The sequence below is a fragment of the Pseudomonas sp. P65(2024) genome (assembly GCF_057480955.1).
In genome coordinates, this window is record NZ_JBLIYX010000005.1 from 19,289 (window position 1) to 41,900 (window position 22,612).

At 64.4% G+C, this 22,612-nt stretch carries 24 protein-coding genes and 1 pseudogene; 15 read left to right on the plus strand and 10 right to left on the minus strand.

The window, feature by feature from the left end; all coding sequences use genetic code 11:
* Positions 1–112 precede the first annotated feature (112 nt).
* Positions 113–601 carry a transcriptional regulator DadR gene (gene dadR / locus AC25MA_RS09105; RefSeq protein WP_003258963.1) on the plus strand — a complete coding sequence of 163 codons (489 nt, stop codon included), beginning with the start codon at positions 113–115 and terminating at the stop codon, positions 599–601.
* Positions 602–605: 4 nt separating this feature from the next.
* Here dadR and AC25MA_RS09110 read toward each other — a convergent pair whose 3' ends face one another.
* A complete protein-coding gene (locus tag AC25MA_RS09110) occupies positions 606–959 on the minus strand; it encodes a YkgJ family cysteine cluster protein (RefSeq protein WP_050707514.1) in 354 nt (117 codons plus the stop codon).
* Positions 960–1,083: 124 nt separating this feature from the next.
* Here AC25MA_RS09110 and AC25MA_RS09115 point away from each other — a divergent pair, with 124 nt between their 5' ends.
* Positions 1,084–2,376: an NAD(P)/FAD-dependent oxidoreductase gene (locus AC25MA_RS09115; RefSeq protein ID WP_028689925.1), complete on the plus strand. Its 1,293-nt coding sequence runs from the start codon at positions 1,084–1,086 to the stop codon at positions 2,374–2,376.
* A 96-nt stretch (positions 2,377–2,472) separates the two neighbouring features.
* On the opposite strand, the gene AC25MA_RS09120 is transcribed toward AC25MA_RS09115, so the two are convergent.
* On the minus strand, positions 2,473–2,703 hold the full coding sequence (locus AC25MA_RS09120; RefSeq protein ID WP_028689926.1) for a DUF1127 domain-containing protein: 231 nt from the start codon (positions 2,701–2,703) through the stop codon (positions 2,473–2,475).
* Positions 2,704–2,880: 177 nt separating this feature from the next.
* Between AC25MA_RS09120 and AC25MA_RS09125 the strand changes: the two genes are divergently transcribed.
* Positions 2,881–4,311 carry an aminotransferase-like domain-containing protein gene (locus AC25MA_RS09125; RefSeq protein ID WP_028689927.1) on the plus strand — a complete coding sequence of 477 codons (1,431 nt, stop codon included), beginning with the start codon at positions 2,881–2,883 and terminating at the stop codon, positions 4,309–4,311.
* A gap of 60 nt (positions 4,312–4,371) precedes the next feature.
* On the plus strand, positions 4,372–5,922 hold the full coding sequence (locus AC25MA_RS09130; protein ID WP_028689928.1) for a phospholipase D family protein: 1,551 nt from the start codon (positions 4,372–4,374) through the stop codon (positions 5,920–5,922).
* Between the two features lie 69 nt (positions 5,923–5,991).
* On the opposite strand, the gene AC25MA_RS09135 is transcribed toward AC25MA_RS09130, so the two are convergent.
* Both AC25MA_RS09135 and AC25MA_RS09140 read right to left on the minus strand, forming a co-directional pair.
* On the minus strand, positions 5,992–7,131 hold the full coding sequence (locus AC25MA_RS09135) for an MFS transporter (protein WP_069015975.1): 1,140 nt from the start codon (positions 7,129–7,131) through the stop codon (positions 5,992–5,994).
* A 133-nt stretch (positions 7,132–7,264) separates the two neighbouring features.
* Positions 7,265–8,758: an aldehyde dehydrogenase gene (locus tag AC25MA_RS09140; RefSeq protein ID WP_182324000.1), complete on the minus strand. Its 1,494-nt coding sequence runs from the start codon at positions 8,756–8,758 to the stop codon at positions 7,265–7,267.
* A 196-nt stretch (positions 8,759–8,954) separates the two neighbouring features.
* Here AC25MA_RS09140 and AC25MA_RS09145 point away from each other — a divergent pair, with 196 nt between their 5' ends.
* Entirely contained in the window at positions 8,955–9,314 is a 360-nt protein-coding gene (locus AC25MA_RS09145; RefSeq protein WP_028689931.1) for a cupin domain-containing protein, read from the plus strand.
* A gap of 85 nt (positions 9,315–9,399) precedes the next feature.
* Here AC25MA_RS09145 and rpmG read toward each other — a convergent pair whose 3' ends face one another.
* Positions 9,400–9,555: a 50S ribosomal protein L33 gene (rpmG, locus tag AC25MA_RS09150; RefSeq protein WP_003253507.1), complete on the minus strand. Its 156-nt coding sequence runs from the start codon at positions 9,553–9,555 to the stop codon at positions 9,400–9,402.
* Between the two features lie 10 nt (positions 9,556–9,565).
* Complete coding sequence (rpmB, locus tag AC25MA_RS09155; RefSeq protein WP_003258972.1) at positions 9,566–9,802, minus strand: 50S ribosomal protein L28; 237 nt, start codon at positions 9,800–9,802, stop codon at positions 9,566–9,568.
* A 371-nt stretch (positions 9,803–10,173) separates the two neighbouring features.
* Here rpmB and AC25MA_RS09160 point away from each other — a divergent pair, with 371 nt between their 5' ends.
* A complete protein-coding gene (locus tag AC25MA_RS09160) occupies positions 10,174–11,763 on the plus strand; it encodes an ABC transporter substrate-binding protein (RefSeq protein WP_028689933.1) in 1,590 nt (529 codons plus the stop codon).
* 72 nt (positions 11,764–11,835) lie between these two features.
* Here the strand turns inward: AC25MA_RS09160 and radC are convergent, their stop codons facing one another.
* On the minus strand, positions 11,836–12,516 hold the full coding sequence (gene radC, locus AC25MA_RS09165) for a RadC family protein (protein ID WP_028689934.1): 681 nt from the start codon (positions 12,514–12,516) through the stop codon (positions 11,836–11,838).
* 127 nt (positions 12,517–12,643) lie between these two features.
* On the opposite strand from radC, the gene coaBC reads away from it, so the two are divergent.
* The 7 genes and pseudogenes from coaBC (at position 12,644) to AC25MA_RS09200 (ending at position 18,701) form a co-directional block, all read left to right on the plus strand.
* The gene (gene coaBC, locus AC25MA_RS09170; protein ID WP_028689935.1) at positions 12,644–13,855 is read left to right on the plus strand and encodes a bifunctional phosphopantothenoylcysteine decarboxylase/phosphopantothenate--cysteine ligase CoaBC; all 1,212 of its coding nucleotides are present in this window, start codon (positions 12,644–12,646) and stop codon (positions 13,853–13,855) included.
* A 5-nt stretch (positions 13,856–13,860) separates the two neighbouring features.
* Positions 13,861–14,316, plus strand: a complete 456-nt coding sequence (gene dut / locus AC25MA_RS09175; RefSeq protein ID WP_028689936.1) for a dUTP diphosphatase — start codon at positions 13,861–13,863, stop codon at positions 14,314–14,316.
* Between the two features lie 134 nt (positions 14,317–14,450).
* Positions 14,451–15,824, plus strand: a pseudogene (locus AC25MA_RS09180) (phosphomannomutase/phosphoglucomutase); the annotation flags it as partial.
* Positions 15,825–15,854: 30 nt separating this feature from the next.
* Positions 15,855–16,760, plus strand: a complete 906-nt coding sequence (argB, locus tag AC25MA_RS09185) for an acetylglutamate kinase (RefSeq protein ID WP_028689938.1) — start codon at positions 15,855–15,857, stop codon at positions 16,758–16,760.
* 205 nt (positions 16,761–16,965) lie between these two features.
* A complete protein-coding gene (locus AC25MA_RS09190) occupies positions 16,966–17,646 on the plus strand; it encodes a CsgG/HfaB family protein (RefSeq protein WP_028689939.1) in 681 nt (226 codons plus the stop codon).
* 30 nt (positions 17,647–17,676) lie between these two features.
* Positions 17,677–18,045, plus strand: coding sequence for a DUF4810 domain-containing protein (locus tag AC25MA_RS09195; RefSeq protein ID WP_028689940.1), 369 nt, complete (start codon positions 17,677–17,679; stop codon positions 18,043–18,045).
* Positions 18,042–18,701, plus strand: coding sequence for a DUF799 domain-containing protein (locus AC25MA_RS09200; RefSeq protein ID WP_028689941.1), 660 nt, complete (start codon positions 18,042–18,044; stop codon positions 18,699–18,701). The genes AC25MA_RS09195 and AC25MA_RS09200 overlap by 4 nt, the downstream gene beginning before the upstream one ends.
* Positions 18,702–18,850: 149 nt before the next feature.
* On the opposite strand, the gene pyrE is transcribed toward AC25MA_RS09200, so the two are convergent.
* Positions 18,851–19,492: an orotate phosphoribosyltransferase gene (gene pyrE, locus AC25MA_RS09205; protein WP_486971972.1), complete on the minus strand. Its 642-nt coding sequence runs from the start codon at positions 19,490–19,492 to the stop codon at positions 18,851–18,853.
* Positions 19,493–19,572: 80 nt separating this feature from the next.
* Here pyrE and AC25MA_RS09210 point away from each other — a divergent pair, with 80 nt between their 5' ends.
* Positions 19,573–20,352 (plus strand): exodeoxyribonuclease III, encoded by a 780-nt coding sequence (locus AC25MA_RS09210; RefSeq protein WP_028689942.1) that lies wholly within the window; start codon positions 19,573–19,575, stop codon positions 20,350–20,352.
* 48 nt (positions 20,353–20,400) lie between these two features.
* On the opposite strand, the gene AC25MA_RS09215 is transcribed toward AC25MA_RS09210, so the two are convergent.
* Positions 20,401–20,769 carry a DUF4870 domain-containing protein gene (locus AC25MA_RS09215; protein ID WP_028689943.1) on the minus strand — a complete coding sequence of 123 codons (369 nt, stop codon included), beginning with the start codon at positions 20,767–20,769 and terminating at the stop codon, positions 20,401–20,403.
* 24 nt (positions 20,770–20,793) lie between these two features.
* Positions 20,794–21,516, minus strand: coding sequence for a ribonuclease PH (rph, locus tag AC25MA_RS09220; protein ID WP_009681991.1), 723 nt, complete (start codon positions 21,514–21,516; stop codon positions 20,794–20,796).
* 224 nt (positions 21,517–21,740) lie between these two features.
* On the opposite strand from rph, the gene AC25MA_RS09225 reads away from it, so the two are divergent.
* On the plus strand, positions 21,741–22,604 hold the full coding sequence (locus AC25MA_RS09225; RefSeq protein WP_028689944.1) for a YicC/YloC family endoribonuclease: 864 nt from the start codon (positions 21,741–21,743) through the stop codon (positions 22,602–22,604).
* Positions 22,605–22,612 lie beyond the last annotated feature (8 nt).

Consider the following 22,612-nt stretch of genomic DNA (forward strand, 5'->3'; position numbering starts at 1 on the left):
TGGCATGGATGCGCGCAGTATATGAATCTCCGCCCAGTGCTATTCACTATATAAGCAGCTATATTTGGCGAGAATTCTCGGCAAAATCGCCTTTCACGGAGGGGCATCCCCTATGAGAACCCAGCACCAGAGCAAACGTGAACTGGACAAGATCGACCGCAACATCCTGCGGATCCTGCAGAATGACGGGCGTATTTCCTTCACCGAACTGGGCGAAAAGGTCGGACTGTCCACCACCCCCTGCACCGAACGCGTGCGGCGCCTGGAGCGCGAGGGGATCATCATGGGCTACAACGCCCGGCTCAATCCGCAGCACCTGAAGGGCAGCCTGCTGGTGTTCGTCGAGATCAGCCTGGACTATAAGTCCGGCGACACCTTCGAGGAATTCCGCCGCGCCGTGCTCAAGCTGCCGCACGTGCTGGAGTGCCACCTGGTGTCGGGCGACTTCGACTACCTGGTGAAGGCGCGGATCTCGGAGATGGCATCGTACCGCAAGCTGCTCGGCGACATCCTGCTCAAACTGCCCCATGTGCGCGAGTCGAAGAGTTACATCGTGATGGAAGAGGTGAAAGAGAGCCTGTGCCTGCCGATCCCGGACTGAGGTCTCAGACCAGCACCTGACGGGTCGTGGCGATGAACTGGTGGACCAGTTGCTCGGCCGCAGGCTCGATGGGTTGCGCCGGTCCTCGGCCACGGGGGCAGGCCAGGCGCGGGGTGGTACCGAACAGGCGGCAGATCATCGGGCGCTCTGCATAGACCGTACAGCCGTTCGGGCCCAGGTGCACGCAGTCCAGCCGCTCCAGGGCGGCGTCCTGCTCGGCCTGGGTCTTGCGCGGCAGACGGGCCATTTCCTCGGCGGACGTGGTGACCGGGCCGCAGCAGTCATGGCAGCCGGGCTCGCACTCGAACGAGGGAATGAGTTCGCGCAGGAAGTGGATCTTGTGGCGGTTGCAGGACATGACCAAGGACAGTGCGATGAATGAGGTTGAATTATAAGCCCAGTCGCGGTGCGCCGATGCGACTTGCCCCGCGATTGGGCAGTTGCCTATCCTCCCCCTTTCGTCTCAACCCAGGAATCGCCCCATGGTCCACAGCGCGCAGCACGCCGCCTCCTACTACGCCGCCAGCAGCGCGCCCCACCCTGACCATCCGTTCCTGCAAGGCGAACACAGCGCCGACGTGTGCATCGTCGGCGGTGGCTATTCAGGCCTGAACACCGCCATCGAACTGGCCGAGCGCGGCTTGTCGGTGATCCTCCTGGAGGCACGCAAGCTCGGCTGGGGCGCCAGTGGCCGCAACGGCGGCCAGCTTATCCGCGGCGTCGGCCACGGCCTGGAGCAGTTTCTCCCGGTGATCGGTGAAGAAGGGGTTCGCAGCATGAAGCTCATGGGCCTGGAGGCCGTGGAGATCGTCCGCGACCGCGTCGAGCACCATGGCATCGACTGCGATTTGACCTGGGGCTACTGCGACCTGGCCAACAAGCCCGCCGAACTGGAGGGCTTCGCCGAAGACGCCGAGGAGCTGCGCAACCTGGGCTATCGCCACGAACTGCGACTGGTACAGCCCGGCGACATGCACTCGGTGGTGGGTTCGGGCCGCTATGTCGGCGGCCTGGTCGACATGGGTTCGGGCCACCTGCACCCGCTCAACCTGGCACTCGGCGAAGCCGCAGTGGCCAGCCGCCTGGGTGTCGGCCTGTACGAGCAGTCTGAAGTCACACGCATCGACTATGGCCCCGAGGTGAAGGTACACACCGCCCAGGGCCGGGTGCGCGCCAAGACCCTGGTGCTGTGCTGCAACGCCTACCACAACGACCTCAACCGCGAGCTGGGCGGCAAGGTGCTACCCGCCGGCAGCTACATCATCGCCACCGAACCCTTGGGTGAAGAACGCGCCCGCCAGTTGCTGCCGCAGAACATGGCGGTGTGCGACCAGCGCGTGGCACTGGACTACTACCGCCTGTCCGCCGACCAGCGCCTGCTGTTCGGCGGCGCCTGCCACTACTCCGGACGCGACCCGCAGGACATCGCCGCCTACATGCGGCCGAAGATGCTCAAGGTGTTCCCACAGTTGGCCGATGTGCGCATCGACTACCAGTGGGGCGGCATGATCGGCATCGGCGCCAACCGCCTGCCACAGATCGGCCGTCTGGCCAGCCAGCCCAACGTCTACTACGCCCAGGCCTATTCCGGCCATGGGGTCAACGCCACCCACCTGGCCGGACGCTTGCTCGGCGAGGCCATTAGCGGCCAGCAGGGTGGTCGTTTCGATCTGTTCGCCAAGGTGCCGCACACCACGTTCCCCGGCGGCCAGCTGCTACGCTCGCCGCTGCTGGCGCTGGGTATGCTCTGGTACCGGCTCAAGGAGCTGGTCTGATACCGGCCTGAACCAGGCCCTCTGTGGGAACGGCCTTGTGTCGCGCTGGGGCCGCAAAGCGGCTCCAGCGATTTCAACAGTAATCAGCAATCCGGCTCAGTCCTTCCAGAAGGGCTTGCGCCCTTCCCGTCTCGCCTGCTCCCAGGTCAGCCCGATATCGCGCAACTGCCGATCATCCAACTGCAGCAGCGCCCTGCGGGTCCGCCAGCGATGCAGCATCAGGCCCCAACGACTCAGGCCGGCCGGCGCATTGAAGACCTTGGGCCGCTGCCCGGCCTCGAGTTCACCAGGCAACAGTTGCAAGCGCACATCGCTCAAGCCACCCATCACTGCGTTCTCCCATCAGTTGATACCGTGGAGAAAGCATGCACCCTCGTGCCCTCGACAATACAGACTCAACGGCGGCTTATTATTCCCATACAGAATTGGCGAGAAGTCAGTTGAATGAAGTATTTTCCAACAATCTGTATCGGTCATCGACCCGCAAACGTGTAGGAGTATGCCGTGACGCTCTACCTCAACCTCGCCGAACTGCTCGGCTCGCGTATCGAGCAAGGCCTCTACCGCCCCGGCCAGCGCCTGCCCTCGGTGCGCGCCCTGAGCGTCGAGCACGGGGTCAGCCTGAGCACCGTACAGCAGGCCTACCGCCTGCTGGAGGACAACGGCCTGGTATCGCCTCGGCCCAAGTCCGGCTATTTCGTCGCCGAGGATCGCCAGCTCCCCGCCCTGCCCGACATCAGCCGCCCCGCCCAGCGGCCTGTGGATATCTCCCAGTGGGAACAGGTGTTGGAGCTGGTCCGCGCCACCCCGCGCCCGGACGTGATCCAGCTCGGTCGCGGCATGCCCGACGTCGACAGTCCCACGCTCAAGCCACTGCTGCGCAGCCTGGCGCAGATCAGCCGGCGCATGGACATGCCCGGCCTGTACTACGACAACATCCACGGCAACGCCCAGCTGCGCGAGCAGATCGCCCGCCTGATGCTCGACTCCGGCTGCCGCCTGGGCCCGGCCGACCTGGTGGTGACCACCGGCTGCCACGAAGCGCTGTCGTGCAGCATTCGCGCGGTGTGCCAGCCCGGCGACATCGTCGCGGTCGATTCGCCCAGCTTCCACGGCGCCATGCAGACGTTGAAGGGCCTAGGCATGAAAGCCCTGGAGATCCCCACCGACCCAATCACCGGCATCAGCCTGGAGGCCCTGGAACTGGCCCTTGAACAGTGGCCGATCAAGCTCATCCAGATCACCCCCAGCTGCAACAACCCGATGGGCTACATCATGCCCGAAGCACGCAAGAAGGCCCTGCTGACCCTCGCCCAGCGCTATGATGTGGCGATCCTCGAAGACGATGTGTATGGCGATCTGGCGTACACCTACCCACGCCCGCGCACGATCAAGTCGTTCGACGACGATGGCCGCGTGCTGCTCTGCAGTTCGTTCTCCAAGACCCTGGCCCCGGGCCTGCGGGTCGGCTGGGTAGCCCCCGGGCGCTACCTGGAGCGGGTGCTGCACATGAAGTACATCAGCACCGGCAGCACCGCCTGCCAACCGCAGCTGGCGATTGCCGACTTCATCGCCGAAGGCCACTACCAGCCACACCTGCGACGCATGCGCAGCCAGTACCAGCGCGGCCGCGACCAGATGTGCGACTGGGTGACCCGCTACTTTCCCCCGGGCACCCGCGCCAGCCGCCCGCAAGGTGGCTTCATGCTGTGGGTTGAATTGCCGGAAAGTTTCGATACGCTGCGCCTGAACCGCGCTTTACTGGAGCAGGGTGTGCAGATTGCCGTAGGCAGCATCTTCTCGGCCTCGGGCAAGTACCGGAACTGCCTGCGCATGAACTTCGCCGCCCGACCCACGGCGCAGATTGAAGCCGCCGTGCGCAAGGTCGGTGAAACCGCCCTTCGTCTACTGGAGGCCGAGCACGGCGACGGGTAACGTTGCGCCGCCTGGCATTGTCCAACCCCATAAGCCCTTGCTGCACAGGACGATCCACCCTTGAGACTCCAGCGAGCTTTGCCTCTGCTGTTGGTGCTGCAGCTCGGCCTGACGGGCTGTGCCAGCGTCGGTACGCCCCGTGAAGTCAGCCAGGCCCTGCCGGCCGGCGATTCGGCGTTCGGCCGCTCGGTACAGCGCCAGGCCGCCCCCTACGAGGGGCGTTCGGGCTTTCGCCTGCTGCCCAACAGCAACGAAGCGTTCCGCGCCCGCGCCGAACTGATCCGCAACGCCCGGACAAGCATCGACCTGCAGTACTACATCGTCCACGACGGCCTCAGCACCCGCGCCCTGGTCCACGAACTGCTGCGCGCCGCCGACCGCGGCGTGCGCGTGCGCATACTGCTGGACGACACCACCAGCGACGGCCTGGACAACCTGATGGGTACCCTCGCCGCCCATCCGAACATTCACATCCGCGTGTTCAACCCATTGCACCTGGGCCGCAGCACTGGGGCTACCCGCGCCGTGGGGCGGCTGTTCAACCTGTCGCGCCAGCACCGGCGGATGCACAACAAGCTGTTCCTGGTGGACAACAGCATGGCCATCGTCGGCGGTCGTAACCTGGGCGACGAGTACTTCGACGCCGAGCCCAACCTCAACTTCACCGACATCGACCTGCTGGGCGTGGGCCCGGTGGCCGAGCAGCTCGGCCACAGCTTTGACCAGTACTGGAACAGCGCCCTGAGCCGCCCCATCGGCGATTTCCTCTGGCGCCAGCCTGATGCCGACGACCTGTTCGCCAGCCGCCAGCGCCTGGAAGTATCGCTGGCCGAGGCACGAATCAAGCGCAAGGCACTGTACGACCGCCTGATGGCCTATCAGTCGCAGCCGCGCCTGGACGTGTGGCGCAACGAACTGATCTGGGCCCACAGCCAGGCCTTGTGGGATGCACCGAGCAAGGTGCTTGCGGACAACGAACCAGATCCCCGATTGCTGATGAGCCGGCAGCTGGCCCCGGAGCTGAACGGCGTGCACAAGGAGCTGATCCTGGTCTCGGCCTATTTCGTGCCCGGCGAACCGGGGCTGCTGTACCTGACCAGCCGCGCCGACGCCGGCACCTCGGTCAAGCTGCTGACCAACTCCCTTGAAGCCACCGACGTACCGGCCGTGCACGGTGGCTACGCGCCCTACCGTCGCGCCCTGCTCGAACATGGCGTGCAACTGTACGAGCTGCGCCGCCAGCCCGGCGCCCCACGGCCGCGCCTGGGCTTGCATGGCAGCTCCGATTCCAGCCTGCACAGCAAGGCCATGGTGTTCGACCGCCGCAAGACCTTCATCGGCTCGTTCAACTTCGACCCACGCTCGGTGCTGTGGAACACCGAAGTCGGGGTGCTGGTGGACAGCCCGGAGCTGGCCGAATACACCCGCGATCTGGCCGTGCAGGGCATGGCGCCCGCGCTGAGCTACGAGGTGAAGCTGGTGGACGGGAAACTGGCCTGGGCGACCGAGGACAATGGCCAGGGACATATGCTGGTGACCGAGCCCGGGGGGATATGGCGACGCTTCAATGCCTGGATCAGCAAGGCGGTCGGGCTGGAGAAGATGTTGTAGAACGCATTGCGGGGCAAGCCCGCTCCCACGTCGGTCGTGGGAGCGGGCTTGCCCCGCAATTGCTATCGGTCAGGCCGACGCCGGCTCGAAGGCATCCCGCCGCCGGGTCAGCACCACCAACCCCGCCGCCCCCACCGCCATCAGCAACGGCAGCGCGTGTCCACTGATCCACTGGCTCCCCGCCCCGGCCAGCAACGGCCCGAGCAGGCAACCAATGCCCCACAGCTGCGCCACATGGGCGTTGGCCCGCACCAGTTCGTCATCCCGGTAGCGCTCGCCGATGAGCACCAGCGACAGGGTGAACAAGCCACCCGCACTGGCACCGAACAACACCCACAGCGGCCAGATGACCGGTGTGTGCAACAGCAAGGGGATCGCCAAGCTGGAAACCAGCAAGGTCAGCGCGCAGCCACTGAACAGCGTGCGCCGCGACATGCGATCGGCCAGGGCGCCAATCGGCAATTGCAGCACCGCGTCGCCCACCACCACGGTGCTGACCATGAACAACGCCACCTCCGTGGTGAACCCTTGCTGCAGGCAATACACCGGCAGCAGCGTCAGGATCATCGCCTCGAACGCCGCGAACAGCGCGATGGCCCAGGCGATCACCGGCAGGCGTCGGCAGAAGCCGAACAGGTCGCTGAAGGTCACGCTGCACGCCTCGGTGGTCGGCGCCCCTCCCCGGCCCAGCAAAATCAAAGGCGCAACCAGCAGCAGACCGGTCGCCGCCCAGAAACCGAAGTCGTCATCCGAGCCGAGAAAGCCCAGCACCAGCGGCCCGGCCAGCTGGCTCAGGGCATAGCTGCTGCCATACAGCGCCACCAGCCGTCCGCGCCATTGCTCGACCACCAGTTGGTTGATCCAGCTTTCGCCGAGGATGAACACCACGGTCAGCGACATGCCGATCATCAGGCGCAGCAGCAGCCACAAGGGGTAGCTGGGCAGCAGCGCGACCAGGGCAATGGACGCCGCGCCGCCCCACAAGCACAGGCGCATCGCTGCAGGCACACCGACCCAACCGGCCAGGCGGCTGGCCACCGCGGCCCCCACCAGCACGCCCAGCGCCGGCATCGCTGCCATCACACCGATGGCGAACCCGCCGTAGCCCCAGCCCTCCAAGCGCAAGGACACCAGCGGCATGCTCACGCCGAGGGCGAGCCCGACACTGAGCACCGACGCCAGGACGGCAAAGTAGGTTCCCCAACGCATCACAGCCTCCTTTGAGCGCAAATCGTATATGACAGAGACGACAAAGCCGGGACGGCGTGAACCGGCCCGGCTGTCTGCGGCTCATCGCGGGGCAAGCCCGCCCCCACGAGCCCCACGATGAAACGTTACTGGATTACAGCTTGATCCAGGTCGCCTTCAACTCGGTGTATTTCTCCAACGCGTGCAGCGACTTGTCACGGCCGTTGCCCGACTGCTTGAAGCCGCCGAACGGCGCGGTCATGTCGCCGCCGTCGTACTGATTGACCCAGACGCTGCCGGCGCGCACGGCGCGGGCGGTCTTGTGGGCCTTGGAGATGTCCGCGGTCCAGATGCCGGCGGCCAGGCCATACGGCGTGTCGTTGGCAATGGCGATGGCTTCCTCGGCGGTGTCGAAGGTGATCACCGACAGCACCGGTCCGAAGATCTCTTCCTTGGCGATCTTCATGGCGTTGGTCACGCCGTCGAAGATGGTCGGCTCGACATAGGTGCCACCGGTCTCTTCGAGGATGCGCTTGCCACCGGCCAGCAGCTTGGCGCCATCCTGATGACCGGCATCGATGTACGACAGCACGGTGTTCATCTGCTGGGTATCGACCAGCGCGCCGACGGTGGTCGCCGGGTCCAGCGGGTTGCCCGGCTTCCAGGCCTTGAGGGCCTCGACCACCATGGGCAGGAACTTGTCCTTGATCGAACGCTCGACCAGCAGGCGCGAACCCGCGGTGCAGACTTCGCCCTGGTTGAAGGCGATGGCGCTGGCGGCGGCCTCGGCGGCAGCCTGCAGGTCAGGGGCGTCGGCGAAGACGATGTTCGGGCTCTTGCCGCCGGCTTCCAGCCAGACGCGCTTCATGTTCGACTCGCCCGCGTAGACCATCAGCTGCTTGGCGATCTTGGTGGAGCCGGTGAACACCAGGGTGTCCACGTCCATGTGCAGGGCCAGGGCCTTGCCCACGGTGTGGCCGTAGCCTGGCAGCACGTTCAGCACGCCCGCCGGGATACCGGCCTCGATGGCCAGCTGGGCGATGCGAATGGCGGTCAGCGGCGACTTTTCCGATGGTTTCAGGACGATGGAGTTACCGGTAGCCAGGGCCGGGCCCAGCTTCCAGCAGGCCATCAGCAGCGGGAAGTTCCACGGCACGATGGCACCGACCACACCCACTGGCTCACGGGTCACCAAGCCCAATTGATCATGCGGGGTCGGGGCGACTTCGTCGTAGACTTTGTCGATGGCTTCGGCAGTCCAGTGGATGGCCTGGGCCGCGCCCGGAATGTCGATCGAGAAGGAGTCACTGATCGGCTTGCCCATGTCGAGGGTTTCGAGCAGGGCCAACTCCTCGACGTGCTTGCGCAGCAGGTCGGCGAAGCGGATCAGCTTGGCCTTGCGCTTGGCCGGGGCCAGGCGCGACCAGACACCGGATTCGAACACGGCGCGGGCGTTGTCGACGGCGCGGTTGGCGTCGGCCAGGTCGCAGCTGGCGACCTTGGCCAGGAAGCGTCCGTCCACCGGGCTCAGGCAGTCGAAGGTTTCACCGGAGGCGGCATCGGTGTATTCGCCGTTGATGAAGGCTCGGCCTTCGATCTTCAGTTGCTGGGCACGCTGTTCCCAGTCCGCACGAGTCAGGGTGGTCATAGGAAACTCCTCTCTTGTTAAGGTGCAACGCCGCACTGAGGACTCACGGGCGCTGTCAGAAATTCTGGCCGGGCGACGAACGCACACCGGCATCCGACACCCTAAACCAGGGCGGACAAACTATCAATATATTTGACACGAATGGCCTAAAAGCCTACTGATGTGCATTTTATTAAACAACAACAGGGTAACAACCATGAGCATCGCCAGTATCGTCGACTTCGCCCAAGTTCTCACCGAGGCCGAACGCTACCGCCCGGCGGCGGAGAAAATCCTTAAGGGCGAGCCTGACCAGGCTGTCTACAACCATTATTCCAGCCCTTGCGGCCAGTTCGCCGCCGGGGTCTGGGAAGGCGAGGTGGGCCAGTGGACAGTGAACTACACCGAACACGAGTACTGTGAGATCGTCCAGGGTGTTTCGGTGCTGCGCGACCAGGAAGGCAACGCCAAGACCCTGCGTACCGGTGATCGGTTCGTTATCCCGGCCGGCTTCAAGGGCACCTGGGAAGTGCTGGAGCCGTGCCGCAAGATCTATGTGCTGTTCGAGCAGAAGTAAGCCCTATCGCGGGGCAAGCCGCTTTCAAACAGGCATAAAAAAACCCGCCACCTTACGGTAGCGGGTTTTTCAGGTCGCAGATCAATTACTTGATCTTGGCTTCCTTGTACACCACGTGCTTGCGGACGACCGGATCGTATTTCTTGATCTCGATCTTGTCCGGGGTGGTGCGCTTGTTCTTGTCGGTGGTGTAGAAGTGGCCGGTGCCGGCACTCGAAACCAGACGGATCAATTCACGCATGACGTTCTCCTTAGAACTTTTCGCCGCGAGCGCGCAGCTCGGCCAGCACTACGTCGATACCACGCTTGTCAATGACGCGCATGCCTTTGGCGGATACGCGCAGACGCACGAAACGCTTCTCGGACTCAACCCAGAAACGGTGGTGCTGCAGGTTCGGCAGGAAACGACGACGGGTTTTGTTGTTTGCGTGGGAAATGTTGTTCCCGGTTACTGGACCCTTACCAGTAACTTGACAGACTCTCGACATGACTCAGCCCTCTAAAACCACATGCCCAACCCGGCATGGGTTGGCCGCTTAATCTCTCAGTCTTTGGCGCCAGGCGCCGTGATTCTGGAGGTCTTATCAACCGTATTCGCTGACGCGACAGGCCGAGCCCCTAGAAAAGAGCGCTGCTTTATACCAGAAAGACTCTGCCACAACAACAGAAGATGAGTATTCCGGTCAGGCCGAGCGCGCCCGGGCAGCATAACGACTGGGGCGGGAAGCTGTCGACCGCCCGTCGCCGAATTAATGCGAAAGGGTGTGGTCATTTGCCCATGTCCGCACTAGGGTAGGACATTTCCTGAATTTTCCAGACTGCACCGGCAGATGGGCCACCGACCAGCCAAGGAGTCACCATGCGTGCCGCCGCCCTTTCCCTCCTGTTCACCACCCTGTGCGCCGCCGGCCTGGCCCAGGCAGCGCCGTTGTCGGTATGCACCGAAGCCAGCCCGGAGGGCTTCGACGTGGTGCAGTACAACTCGCTGACCACCACCAATGCTTCGGCCGATGTGCTGATGAACCGTCTGGTCGAGTTCGATGCCGGCCTCGGCAAGGTGGTGCCGAGCCTGGCCGAAAGCTGGACGGTGTCAGCCGATGGCCTGATCTACGACTTCAAGCTGCGCCAGGGCGTGCGGTTCCACACCACGCCGTTCTTCAAGCCGAGCCGCGACCTGGACGCCGACGACGTGCTGTTCAGCTTCCAGCGCATGCTCTATCCGGCCCACGCCTGGCACAAGACCGCCCCGGGCGGCTACCCGCATGCCCAGTCGCTGCAGCTGGGGAGCCTGATCAAGGCGATCGACGCACCCGACCCGCAAACCGTGCGCTTCACCCTGACCCACGCCGACGCCACCTTCCTGGCCACCCTGAGCATGGGCTTCGCCTCGATCTATTCGGCCGAGTACGCCGACAAGCTGCTCAAGGCCGGCACACCGGACAAGCTCAACAGCCAGCCGGTGGGTACCGGGCCGTTTGTCTTCCAACGCTTCCAGAAGGACGCCGTGGTGCGCTACCGCGCCAACCCCGACTACTTCGCCGGCAAGCCGTCCGTCGATCCGCTGATCTACGCCATCACCCCGGACGCCAACGTGCGCCTGCAGAAGCTCAAGCGCGGCGAGTGCCAGGTGGCCCTGTCGCCCAAACCACTGGACATTGCCGAAGCCGGCAAGGACGGCAACCTGAAGGTGGCGACCACCCCGGCGTTCATGACCGCCTTCGTCGCCATCAACAGCCAGCACCCGCCGCTGGACAAGCCCGAGGTGCGCCAGGCGATCAACCTGGCCTTCGACAAGCCCGCCTACCTGAAAGCGGTGTTCGAAGACACCGCCACCGCCGCCAACGGCCCCTATCCGCCAAATACCTGGAGCTACGCCAAGGACCTGCCCGGCTATGCCATGGACCAGAAGAAGGCCAAGGCGCTGCTGGCCAAGGCCGGCCTGGCCAAGGGCTTCGAGACCACGATCTGGACCCGCCCGGCGGGCAGCCTGCTCAACCCCAACCCCAGCCTCGGCGCACAGATGCTCCAGGCGGACCTGGCCAAGGTCGGCATCAAGGCCGAGATCCGCACCATCGAATGGGGCGAGTTGATCCGCCGCGCCAAGGCCGGCGAACACGACCTGCTGTTCATGGGCTGGGCCGGCGACAACGGCGACCCGGACAACTTCCTCAGCCCGCAGTTTGCCTGCGCGGCGGTCAAGTCCGGGACCAACTTCGCGCGCTTCTGCGACAGCCGCCTGGACCAGTTGATCAATGCCGGGCGCACCACCAACGACCAGAGCGTGCGCAGCCGCCTGTACCAACAGGCGCAGACGCTGATCCAGCAGCAGGCGCTGTGGCTGCCGCTGGCGCATCCCACGGCGGCCGCACTGCTCCACAAAGGGGTCGAGGGTTATCAGGTAAGCCCGTTCGGGCGGCAGGACTTCAGCAAGGTCTCCGTCGACCGTTGAGGCCTAATCACAGGGCAAGTCGCACTGCCGCTCCCACGCACACATCGTGAGAGCGGGCTTGCCCCATGAGGATCAGCCCCCCAACCACCCATGTTCAAGCATCGAAAACGGTTCACCATCGCCGACGATGACATGATCCGTCACCCGCACATCGATCAGCGCCAGCGAGCGCTTGAGCATCAGCGTCAGATGCACGTCATCCTGGCTTGGCTCGCAATTGCCCGACGGATGGTTGTGGCAGAGGATCAGCGCCGCCGCGTTGTGCAGCAAGGACCGGCGCACGACCTCGCGTGGATAGATGCTCGCGCGGTCGATAGTGCCGCGGAACAGTATCTCGAACGCCAGCGGTCGGTGCTTGGTGTCCAGGAACAGGCAGCCAAACACCTCGCTGGACTCGTGCCGCAGCATGGATTTCAGATAACGCCTCACCGACGCCGGGCTCTCCAGGGCCGACGCACGCTCGATGTGTTCGTCCAGATAGCGCCTGCCGATCTCAAGCAATGCCTGCAATTGTGCATACTTAACCGGTCCCAGACCTGGCTCACGCAGCACCTTGGCTCGTTCCGCCTCGAGGAGCTGCCTGAGCCCGCCGAACTTCGCCAGCAGGCCACGGGCGAGGTCGAGCACATTGCGCCCGGCAACCCCCGAGCCCAGCAGCACGGCCAGCAATTCCGCGTCCGAAAGGATCGACGCCCCACGCTGCAACAGTTTTTCCCTCGGCCGTTCCTCAGCCGGCCACTCCCTGATGTTCATTTCCCCTCCTCGCCAGCCACTACGGCCCATTTGGGCGCTGTGTTAATCTAGTTCGCTTCGAAAATGCGACGATCTGCCGCAGGCAGCTATCGTCGCCGCCCGCTTTCACTGGAATAAGGCAAGGCCTATGCAGCGGTTGTATCGCAAGCGCATCGTTCTCGGCGTGGGTGGCGGCATCGCCGCCTACAAGAGCGCCGAGCTGATTCGCCGACTCCTGGAACACGGCGCGCAGGTGCGCGTGGTCATGACCCGTGGTGGCGCCGAGTTCATCACCCCGCTCACGCTGCAAGCACTGTCCGGCCACCCGGTGCACATGGACCTGCTCGACCCCGCCGCCGAAGCGGCCATGGGCCATATCGAGCTGGCCAAGTGGGCCGACCTGGTGCTGATCGCCCCGGCCACCGCCGACCTGATGGCGCGCATGGCCCAGGGCATGGCCGACGACCTGCTGACCACCCTGGTGCTGGCCACCGATGCAACCGTGGCCGTCGCCCCGGCGATGAACCAGGCCATGTGGCGCGACCCGGCCACGCAGGCCAACCTCGAGCTGCTCAAAAGTCGCGGCATCCAGGTGTTCGGCCCGGCCTCCGGCAGCCAGGCCTGTGGCGACGTCGGCCTGGGCCGCATGCTTGAGGCCACAGACCTGGCCTGGTGCGCCGCCGAGAGCTTCAAGCGCCAGGCCCTGACCGGCAAGCACGTGCTGATCACCGCTGGGCCGACGCAAGAGAACATCGACCCGGTGCGCTACATCACCAATCATAGTTCAGGGAAGATGGGCTTCGCCCTGGCCGAGGCCGCCGCCGAAGCCGGGGCCCGGGTGACCCTCGTCACCGGCCCCGTACACCTGCAGACGCCCGACCGGGTCACCCGCATCGACGTGGTGAGCGCGCGGGACATGCTCGCGGCCTGCGAGGCGGCCATGCCCTGCGACCTGTTCATCGCCTCGGCTGCGGTCGCGGACTACCGTCCGGAAGTCGTCGCCCCACAGAAGCTCAAGAAGGATCCCACCACAGGCGACGGCATGCTGCTGCAGATGGTGCGCAATCCCGATATCCTTGCGACCATTGCCGGCCGGCCTGATCGCCCGTTCAGCGTGGGCTTCGCCGCCGAGACCGAGCACCTGCTCGACTACGCCACGCGCAAGCTCAAGGACAAGAACCTCGACCTGATTGTCGCCAATGATGTGGCCAACCCCAGCATCGGCTTCAACAGCGAGGAGAACGCCCTGACCGTGATCGACCGCCAGCAGCACCAGACCCTCTTCGCGCAGACCAGCAAGGGCAAGATCGCCCGCCAGCTGGTTGCCTTCATCGCCGAACGGCTCAACCAGGTTCAATAAGTTACATGCACGCTCTTCAAGCCAAGATCCTCGACCCACGCCTGGGCACCGAATTTCCCCTGCCGCAGTACGCCACCCCCGGCTCCGCCGGCCTGGACCTGCGCGCCCTGCTCAAGGAGGACACCGTCCTCGAGCCGGGCCAGACCCTGCTGATCCCCACCGGCCTGTCGGTGTACATCGGCGACCCGGGCCTGGCGGCCATGATCCTGCCACGCTCGGGCCTGGGCCATAAGCACGGCATCGTGCTGGGCAACCTGGTCGGCCTGATCGACTCGGACTACCAGGGCGAGCTGATGGTCTCCTGCTGGAACCGCGGCAACACGCCGTTCACCCTCACCGTCGGCGAACGCATCGCCCAGCTGATCCTGGTGCCGGTGGTGCAGGCGCACTTCGACATCGTCGAGCAGTTCGACGAGACCCAGCGCGGTACCGGCGGCTTCGGCCACTCCGGCACCCGCTGAGCCGACAGCAGACCGCTCGGGCCATGGATGGCGAACTCTCTGGCGAAACCGCCGTCCAAGCGTTCAGTTTGCGCTTGCCCAGAAGCCTTTGACTTATGGAGTCCCCAGAGATGAACGACATGGCCCAGCTGGTCCCCGCACTGCCCGACAGCATCTTCCGCGCCTATGACATCCGGGGCGTGGTCGGCAAGACCTTGCATGCCGAGACCGCCTACTGGATCGGTCGCGCCATCGGCGCCCAGACCCTCGCCCAGGGCGAGCCACAGATTTCGGTCGGCCGTGATGGCCGCCTGTCCGGCCCGATGCTGGTCGAGCAACTGATCAAGGGCCTGGCTGACGCCGGTTGCCAGGTCAGCGATGTCGGCCTGGTGCCGACCCCAGCGCTGTACTTCGCCGCCAACGTGCTGGCCGGCAAGTCGGGGGTGATGCTCACCGGCAGTCACAACCCGTCGGACTACAACGGTTTCAAGATCGTCATCGCCGGCGACACCCTGGCCAACGAACAGATCCAGGCCTTGCTGACGCGCCTGAAGACCAACGACCTGACCCGCGGCGAAGGCAGTGTGGAAAAGGTCGAGATCCTCGACCGCTACTTCCAGCAGATCACCGCCGACGTGAAGCTGGCCAAGCGCCTGAAAGTGGTGGTCGACTGCGGCAACGGTGCCGCCGGCGTAGTCGCCCCGCAACTGATCGAGGCCCTGGGCTGCGATGTAATCCCGCTGTTCTGCGAGGTCGACGGCCACTTCCCCAACCACCACCCTGACCCGGGCAAGCCCGAGAACCTGGAAGACCTGATCGCCAAGGTCAAGGAAACCGGTGCCGACATCGGCCTGGCCTTCGACGGTGACGGCGACCGCGTCGGCGTGGTGACCAACACCGGCAGCATCGTCTACCCCGACCGCCTGCTGATGCTGTTCGCCCAGGACGTGCTGTCGCGCAACCCGGGTGCCGAGATCATCTTCGACGTCAAATGCACCCGCCGCCTGACCCCGCTGATCGAGCAGCACGGTGGCCGTGCGCTGATGTGGAAGACCGGCCACTCGCTGATCAAGAAGAAGATGAAACAGACCGGCTCGCTGCTGGCCGGCGAGATGAGCGGACACATCTTCATCAAGGAACGCTGGTACGGTTTCGACGACGGCATCTACAGCGCCGCGCGCCTGCTGGAGATTCTCAGCAAGGCCGGGCAGGACGCCGAAAGCCTGTTCGCCGCGTTCCCCAATGATATTTCCACGCCGGAAATCAACATTGATGTGACCGACGAGGGTAAATTCAGCATCATTGATGCACTGCAACGCGACGCCGACTGGGGCGAAGCCAACCTGACCACCATCGACGGTGTGCGGGTCGACTATCCCCACGGCTGGGGCCTGGTCCGCGCCTCCAACACCACGCCGGTGCTGGTGCTGCGCTTCGAGGCCGACAGCGCGGCAGAGCTCGACCGAATCAAGGCTGTATTCCGCACGCAGTTGCTGCGGGTCCAACCCGGCCTGCAACTGCCGTTCTGACGACTTTACGTTCCTTACCTGGAGCCCTGCATGACCCTCGATCGCGATGCCGCTTCCCATGTAGCCGAGGTTTTGTCCGAAGCACTGCCTTACATCCGCCGCTTCGTCGGCAAGACCCTGGTGATCAAGTACGGCGGCAACGCGATGGAAAGCGAGGAGCTCAAGACCGGCTTCGCCCGTGACATCGTGCTGATGAAGGCCGTGGGCATCAACCCGGTGGTGGTGCACGGTGGCGGGCCGCAGATCGGCGACCTGCTCAAGCGCCTGTCGATCGACAGCCACTTCATCGATGGCATGCGCGTCACCGACGCGGCGACCATGGATGTGGTGGAGATGGTCCTGGGCGGCCAGGTTAACAAGGACATCGTCAACCTGATCAACCGCCACGGTGGCAGCGCCATCGGCCTGACCGGCAAGGACGCGGAGCTGATCCGCGCCAAGAAGCTGACCGTCACCCGCCAGACGCCGGAAATGACCACCCCGGAAATCATCGACATCGGCCATGTCGGCGAGGTCGTGAGCGTCAACACCGACCTGCTGAACATGCTGGTCAAGGGCGACTTCATTCCGGTGATCGCACCAATCGGCGTGGGCGCCAACGGCGAGTCCTATAACATCAACGCCGACCTGGTGGCGGGCAAGGTGGCCGAGGCATTGAAGGCCGAGAAGCTGATGCTGCTGACCAACATCGCCGGCCTGATGGACAAGCAGGGCGAGGTCCTCACCGGGCTGACCACCGAGCAGGTCAACGAGCTGATTGCCGACGGCACCATCTACGGCGGCATGCTGCCGAAGATCAAATGCGCGCTGGACGCGGTCCAGGGCGGCGTCAACAGCTCGCACATCATCGACGGCCGCGTGCCGAATGCGGTGCTGCTGGAGATCTTCACCGACAGCGGCGTGGGCACCCTGATCACCAACCGCAAGCCACGCTGATCCCGCTGTAATCCTATCGCGGTGCAGGCCCGCTCCCTGGAGGGAGCAGGCCTGCACCGCGATGCTTTCACCCCGCCCACGCAAATAGATGGCTTATAGCCATCAACCTTTGTGTTTGACCATAAAGATTCCCGGTAGACTGCCGAAACAACGTGACAGTATGCTCGTTCGTTGCGAATAGTTTCTATTTACCTGGAGATCACGCGTGAAATACGCATCACAAGGACTCGTGCTGGCAGCCGCCCTGGCTGTCGGGTCCATCGCCGGCTGTGCCACCGAAACCTCCACCGCTGTTGCCGTGCAACAGGTCGAAAGCGTCAACCGCCCCTACAGTGGCGTGCGCACGCCGATCGCCGTGGGCAAGTTCGACAACCGCTCCAGCTATATGCGCGGCATCTTCTCCGACGGCGTCGACCGCCTCGGCGGCCAGGCCAAGACCATCCTGATCACCCACCTGCAGCAGACCAACCGTTTCAACGTGCTGGACCGCGACAACATGGGCGAGATCCAGCAGGAGGCGGCCATCAAGGGCCAGGCCCAGCGCCTGAAGGGCGCCGACTTCGTGGTGACCGGCGACGTCACCGAGTTCGGCCGCAAGGAAGTCGGCGATCACCAGCTGTTCGGCATCCTCGGCCGCGGCAAGACCCAGATCGCCTACGCCAAGGTCGCCCTGAATATCGTCAACATCAGCACCTCCGAAGTGGTCTATTCGAGCCAGGGCGCCGGTGAATATGCCCTGTCCAACCGTGAAGTCATCGGCTTCGGCGGCACCGCCAGCTACGACTCGACCCTCAACGGCAAAGTGCTCGACCTGGCCATGCGCGAAGCCGTCAACAAGCTGGTGGGCGCAGTCGAAAGCGGCCAGTGGAAACCACAAGCGCAATAACAAGCACAACACGACAAGGAAGACCGTTCGATGAGCATCACCTACCCGGCCTGGCGCACTGTCGCCGGGCTGCTGCTGGGCAGCGTCCTGCTGGCCGGCTGCAATTCGCCCAAGACCCTGTACCAGTGGGAAAGCTACCAGCCCCAGGTGTACGGCTACCTCAAGGGTGACGCCAAGGAAGAGCAAGTCACAGCCCTGGAGCGCGACCTGGAGAAGATCAAGGCCAAGAACGGCGCCGTGCCGCCGGGCTACCACGCGCAGTTGGGCCTGCTGTACTCCAGCCTGGGCAAGGATGACCAGATGATCCAGCAGTTCCGTACCGAAAAAGCGCTGTTCCCCGAGTCGGCGGCCTACATGGACTTCCTGATGAGCAACGCCAGCAAGGGAGCCAAGCAATGATCAAGCGCCTGACCCAACTGATCGTCGGCGCCTGCGTGTTGGCCCTGTTCGCCGGCTGCGCCGAACGCAAGAGCATCGACTATTCGGCCTACAAGCAGAGCCGACCGAAGTCGATCCTGATCCTGCCGCCGCTGAACGAGTCGCCCGACGTCAAGGCCACCTACAGCATGCTGTCCCAGGTCACCTATCCGCTGGCCGAGGCCGGCTACTACGTGATGCCGGTGGCACTGGTGGATGAAACCTTCCGCCAGAACGGCCTGACCACGCCGGCCGATATCCACCAGCTGCCCACGGCCAAGCTGAACGAGATCTTCGGCGCCGACGCCGGCCTGTACGTGACCGTCAGCGACTACGGCACCCGCTACATGGTGCTGAGCAGCGCGACCATCGTCACCGCCAGCGCCAAACTGGTCGACCTGAAGACCGGTGCCACCTTGTGGACCGGCAGCGCCACGGCCTCCAGCGAGGAAGGCAAGCAGAACCAGGGCGGCCTGATCGGCATGCTGGTGGCGGCGGCCATCAACCAGATCATCAGCAGCGTGCAGGATGACGCCGGCTACCCGATCGCCGGGATGACCAGCGCACGCCTGCTTACACCCTATCCGAATGGCGGGATCCTCTACGGGCCACGCTCGCCGAAGTACGGCACAGACTGACACGAGGTACAGGCGGCCCAAGGTCCGCCTTTCCTTCGCCGCTCGGAAATCTCCTTGATGCCGTGCAGGCCAGTTACCCGAACCGCCGCTGAATAACAGGCATGAAAAAGGCGACCCTAAGGTCGCCATTTTCATGAGCCGCGAGCCGGTCAGATGCCGTACTGGGCGCGGTAGGCCTCGACCGCCGGCAGGTGCTGCTTGAGCTGCGGGTCGTCAGCCAGGAACTCCAGCACCTGAGTCAGCGAGACGATGCTCACGACCGGAATGCCGAAGTCGCGTTCGACTTCCTGGATCGCCGACAGCTCGCCATTGCCGCGCTCTTCACGGTTCAGCGCGATCAGCACGCCGGCGGCCTTGGCCTGCTGGGCGTTGATGATCTGCATAACCTCGCGGATCGCGGTGCCGGCGGTAATTACATCGTCGATGATCAGCACGTCACCGGCCAGCGGGGCACCGACCAGGCTGCCGCCCTCGCCGTGATCCTTGGCCTCTTTGCGGTTGAAGCACCACGGTACGTCGAGCTGATGTTGTTCGGCCAGGGCCACGGCAGTGGCCGCCGCCAGGGGAATGCCCTTGTAGGCCGGGCCAAACAGCACATCGAAGGGGATCTTGCTGTCGACGATGGCCGCCGCGTAGCAACGCCCCAGCTGGGCCAGCGCGGAACCTGTGTTGAACAGGCCGGCATTGAAGAAGTACGGGCTGGTACGCCCCGATTTCAGGGTGAACTCACCGAAGCGCAGAACGCCGCTATCGATGGCAAAACGGATGAAGTCGCGCTGATACGGCTGCATGAAAGGTCCCGGACACCACGGATTTAGCTAAATGTGTTGAGCTCGGGTATCATACACGCACGAGATTTTTGGGGCCATTTATGCGGATCATCAGTGTGAACGTAAATGGCATTCAGGCTGCGGCCGAGCGTGGATTGCTCAGCTGGTTGCAAGCCCAGAATGCCGACGTCATCTGCCTTCAGGATACCCGCGCCTCGGCCTTTGAACTCGACGACCCAGCTTTCCAGCTCGATGGCTATTTCCTTTACGCCTGCGACGCGGAGGTGCCCACCCAAGGTGGCGTGGCACTGTACTCGCGCATGCAGCCCAAGGCAGTCATCACCGGCCTGGGCTTCGAGACAGCCGATCGCTACGGGCGTTATCTGCAAGCAGATTTCGACAAAGTCAGTATTGCCAGCCTGCTGCTGCCTTCGGGCATGCACGGCGACGAAGACCTGAACCAGAAGTTCAAGTTGATGGACGACTTCGCCAAGTACCTGGACAAGCAGCGTCGCAAACGTCGCGAATACATCTACTGCGGCTCGTTCTACGTGGCGCAGCAGAAGCTCGACATCAAGAACTGGCGCGACAGCCAGCAGTCGGTCGGTTTCCTGCCGCCGGAACGCGCCTGGATGGACGCCATCGTCGGCGACATGGGCTATGTCGACGCCCTGCGCGAAGTCAGCCGTGAAGGCGACCAGTACAGCTGGTGGCCGGACAACGAGCAGGCCGAGATGCTCAACCTGGGTTACCGGTTCGACTACCAGATCCTCACCCCAGGCCTGCGCCGCTTCGTGCGCAACGCCCGTCTGCCACGCCAGCCGCGCTTCTCCCAGCATGCGCCGCTGATCGTGGACTACGACTGGACGCTGACCATCTGAGGATGGCGCACACAAAAAAGCCGACCCATGGGGTCGGCTTTTTTGTGCCTATCTGATCGGCCGCCAGATCCAAGGATAGCGATACGGCTTCCCCTCGTTGGCCCTGACTGCCGCCAGGATGATCAGGATCAGCACCGCCACCATCAGCGCGGCGAACAGCACGATACCGATGAACACGAACATCAACAGCAAGCAGACGAACCCGGCGAGGGTCACGCTGATCTGAAAGTTCAGCGCCTCCTTGCCCTGGGCATCGATGAAAGGATCCTGCTCGCGCTTGAGGTGCCACAGCACCAGCGGGCCAAGCAGATGCCCAAGGGGCATCACCAGACCCAGCAGCGCGGACAGGTGGCAGAACATCGCCCACTGCCGGACATCGGCGCTGGGCGGGGTGATCGGCAAGTCCACATCGCTCATGTTGCGCACCTTCCTGGCGTGTCGTCAGTCGGCCAGCGCGGCCTGCTGCAGTTCAAAGATCTCGGTCATGCCCTTCTGCGCCAGCGCCAGCATGGCGTTGAAGTCTTCTGGCTGGAACGGCGCGCCTTCGGCGGTGCCCTGCACTTCGATGAAGCCACCGGCACTGGTCATGACCACGTTCAGGTCGGTCTCGGCGGCGGAGTCCTCGAGGTAATCGAGGTCGAGCACGGCCTCGCCCTGGTACATGCCCACCGACACCGCGGCGATCATATGCTTGAGCGGGTTGCCGCCCTTGAGGCCGCCACGCTTCTTGATCACCGCCAGGGCGTCGCACAGCGCGACCATGGCGCCGGTGATCGAGGCGGTGCGGGTACCGCCGTCAGCCTGGATCACATCGCAGTCGACGTACAGGGTGATGTCGCCGAGCTTGCTCATGTCCAGCGCGGCGCGCAGGGAGCGGCCGATCAGGCGCTGGATTTCGAGGGTGCGGCCGCCTTGCTTGCCGCGGCTGGCCTCACGCTGGTTACGCTCGCCGGTCGAACGCGGCAGCATGCCGTATTCGGCGGTGAGCCAGCCTTGGCCCTGACCTTTGAGGAAGCGGGGAACACCATTCTCGACGCTGACCGTGCAGATGACCTTGGTGTCACCGAACTCGACCAGTACCGATCCCTCGGCGTGCTTGGTGTAGTTGCGGGTAATGCGGATCGAGCGGAGCTGATCGGCGGCGCGACCACTTGGACGTTTCATCTGGGATACCTGTACCGGGACTTTGAATCTGCCGAGCATTATAGAGCCCGCCGCCCGCCGAAGGCACGCCTGTCGTCGTACCCGCGCAGCCTGTCACCTTTTCCGACAAGCCCGAGGAGGGTCGGTAGCGTGGGCGGATTGGGCGCCCGGGCCGCACTGCGCTACAATCCTGCGCCTTGCAGCCGACAGGCTCCCCGTTCATCTGAATACGCGAGGTACTCCCCATGGTGCATAGCATGACCGCTTTTGCTCGTGTCGAGCGCGCTGGCAGCCAAGGCACCCTGGTCTGGGAGCTGCGTTCGGTCAACCACCGCTATCTCGAACCCCACCTGCGCCTGCCCGAAGCGCTGCGCGACCTTGAAGGCGCGGTACGCGAGGGCCTGCGCCAGGGCCTGTCCCGCGGCAAGGTCGAGTGCACCCTGCGCCTGAGCGAGGACAACGCCGGCAAGCCGTTGCAGGTCGACCGCGAGCGTGCCGCGCAGTTGGTCGCCGCCGCCGAGACCGTCGCCGGCCTGATCAAGCAGCCGGCACCGCTCAACCCGCTGGAAGTGCTGGCCTGGCCAGGCGTGCTGGTGGCCGACGCCAGCGATCCGCAGGCGCTCAATGCCGAAGCCGTTGCCCTGTTCGACGAGGCGCTGGCCGAACTCAAGGCGGGTCGTCAGCGTGAAGGCGCCGAGCTCGCCAGGCTGATCAACGAGCGCCTGGACAGCATGGCCGGCGAAGTCGCCACCTTGCGCACCCTCGTGCCGCAGATGCTGGCCGCGCAACGGCAGAAGGTCCTCGATCGTTTCGGCGACATGAAGGCCGAGCTAGACCCGCAGCGCTTGGAGCAGGAAATGGTCTTGCTGGCGCAGAAGAGCGATGTCGCCGAGGAGCTGGACCGCCTCAGCACCCACGTCACCGAGGTGCGCCGGGTGCTCAAGTCCGGCGGCGCCGCCGGCCGGCGCCTGGACTTCCTGATGCAGGAGCTCAACCGCGAAGCCAACACCCTTGGCTCCAAGGCCTTCGACCCGCGCAGCACGCAAGCGGCGGTCAATCTGAAGGTGCTGATCGAACAGATGCGTGAACAAGTACAGAATATCGAGTAAGGCCACCC

What these genes read in the sequence shown, in the direction of transcription:
- dut (WP_028689936.1), top strand. Translation starts at nt 13,861, where the DNA reads ATGCACGCTCTTCAAGCCAAGATCCTCGACCCACGCCTGGGCACCGAA.
- dadR (WP_003258963.1), top strand. Translation starts at nt 113, where the DNA reads ATGAGAACCCAGCACCAGAGCAAACGTGAACTGGACAAGATCGACCGC.
- radC (WP_028689934.1), bottom strand. Translation starts at nt 12,516, where the DNA reads ATGAACATCAGGGAGTGGCCGGCTGAGGAACGGCCGAGGGAAAAACTG.
- AC25MA_RS09140 (WP_182324000.1), bottom strand. Translation starts at nt 8,758, where the DNA reads ATGACCACCCTGACTCGTGCGGACTGGGAACAGCGTGCCCAGCAACTG.
- AC25MA_RS09215 (WP_028689943.1), bottom strand. Translation starts at nt 20,769, where the DNA reads ATGAGCGATGTGGACTTGCCGATCACCCCGCCCAGCGCCGATGTCCGG.
- AC25MA_RS09200 (WP_028689941.1), top strand. Translation starts at nt 18,042, where the DNA reads ATGATCAAGCGCCTGACCCAACTGATCGTCGGCGCCTGCGTGTTGGCC.
- AC25MA_RS09115 (WP_028689925.1), top strand. Translation starts at nt 1,084, where the DNA reads ATGGTCCACAGCGCGCAGCACGCCGCCTCCTACTACGCCGCCAGCAGC.
- coaBC (WP_028689935.1), top strand. Translation starts at nt 12,644, where the DNA reads ATGCAGCGGTTGTATCGCAAGCGCATCGTTCTCGGCGTGGGTGGCGGC.
- pyrE (WP_486971972.1), bottom strand. Translation starts at nt 19,492, where the DNA reads ATGCAGCCGTATCAGCGCGACTTCATCCGTTTTGCCATCGATAGCGGC.
- rpmB (WP_003258972.1), bottom strand. Translation starts at nt 9,802, where the DNA reads ATGTCGAGAGTCTGTCAAGTTACTGGTAAGGGTCCAGTAACCGGGAAC.
- AC25MA_RS09225 (WP_028689944.1), top strand. Translation starts at nt 21,741, where the DNA reads ATGGTGCATAGCATGACCGCTTTTGCTCGTGTCGAGCGCGCTGGCAGC.
- rph (WP_009681991.1), bottom strand. Translation starts at nt 21,516, where the DNA reads ATGAAACGTCCAAGTGGTCGCGCCGCCGATCAGCTCCGCTCGATCCGC.
- AC25MA_RS09135 (WP_069015975.1), bottom strand. Translation starts at nt 7,131, where the DNA reads ATGCGTTGGGGAACCTACTTTGCCGTCCTGGCGTCGGTGCTCAGTGTC.
- argB (WP_028689938.1), top strand. Translation starts at nt 15,855, where the DNA reads ATGACCCTCGATCGCGATGCCGCTTCCCATGTAGCCGAGGTTTTGTCC.
- AC25MA_RS09145 (WP_028689931.1), top strand. Translation starts at nt 8,955, where the DNA reads ATGAGCATCGCCAGTATCGTCGACTTCGCCCAAGTTCTCACCGAGGCC.
- AC25MA_RS09160 (WP_028689933.1), top strand. Translation starts at nt 10,174, where the DNA reads ATGCGTGCCGCCGCCCTTTCCCTCCTGTTCACCACCCTGTGCGCCGCC.
- AC25MA_RS09195 (WP_028689940.1), top strand. Translation starts at nt 17,677, where the DNA reads ATGAGCATCACCTACCCGGCCTGGCGCACTGTCGCCGGGCTGCTGCTG.
- AC25MA_RS09120 (WP_028689926.1), bottom strand. Translation starts at nt 2,703, where the DNA reads ATGGGTGGCTTGAGCGATGTGCGCTTGCAACTGTTGCCTGGTGAACTC.
- AC25MA_RS09210 (WP_028689942.1), top strand. Translation starts at nt 19,573, where the DNA reads ATGCGGATCATCAGTGTGAACGTAAATGGCATTCAGGCTGCGGCCGAG.
- AC25MA_RS09110 (WP_050707514.1), bottom strand. Translation starts at nt 959, where the DNA reads ATGTCCTGCAACCGCCACAAGATCCACTTCCTGCGCGAACTCATTCCC.
- rpmG (WP_003253507.1), bottom strand. Translation starts at nt 9,555, where the DNA reads ATGCGTGAATTGATCCGTCTGGTTTCGAGTGCCGGCACCGGCCACTTC.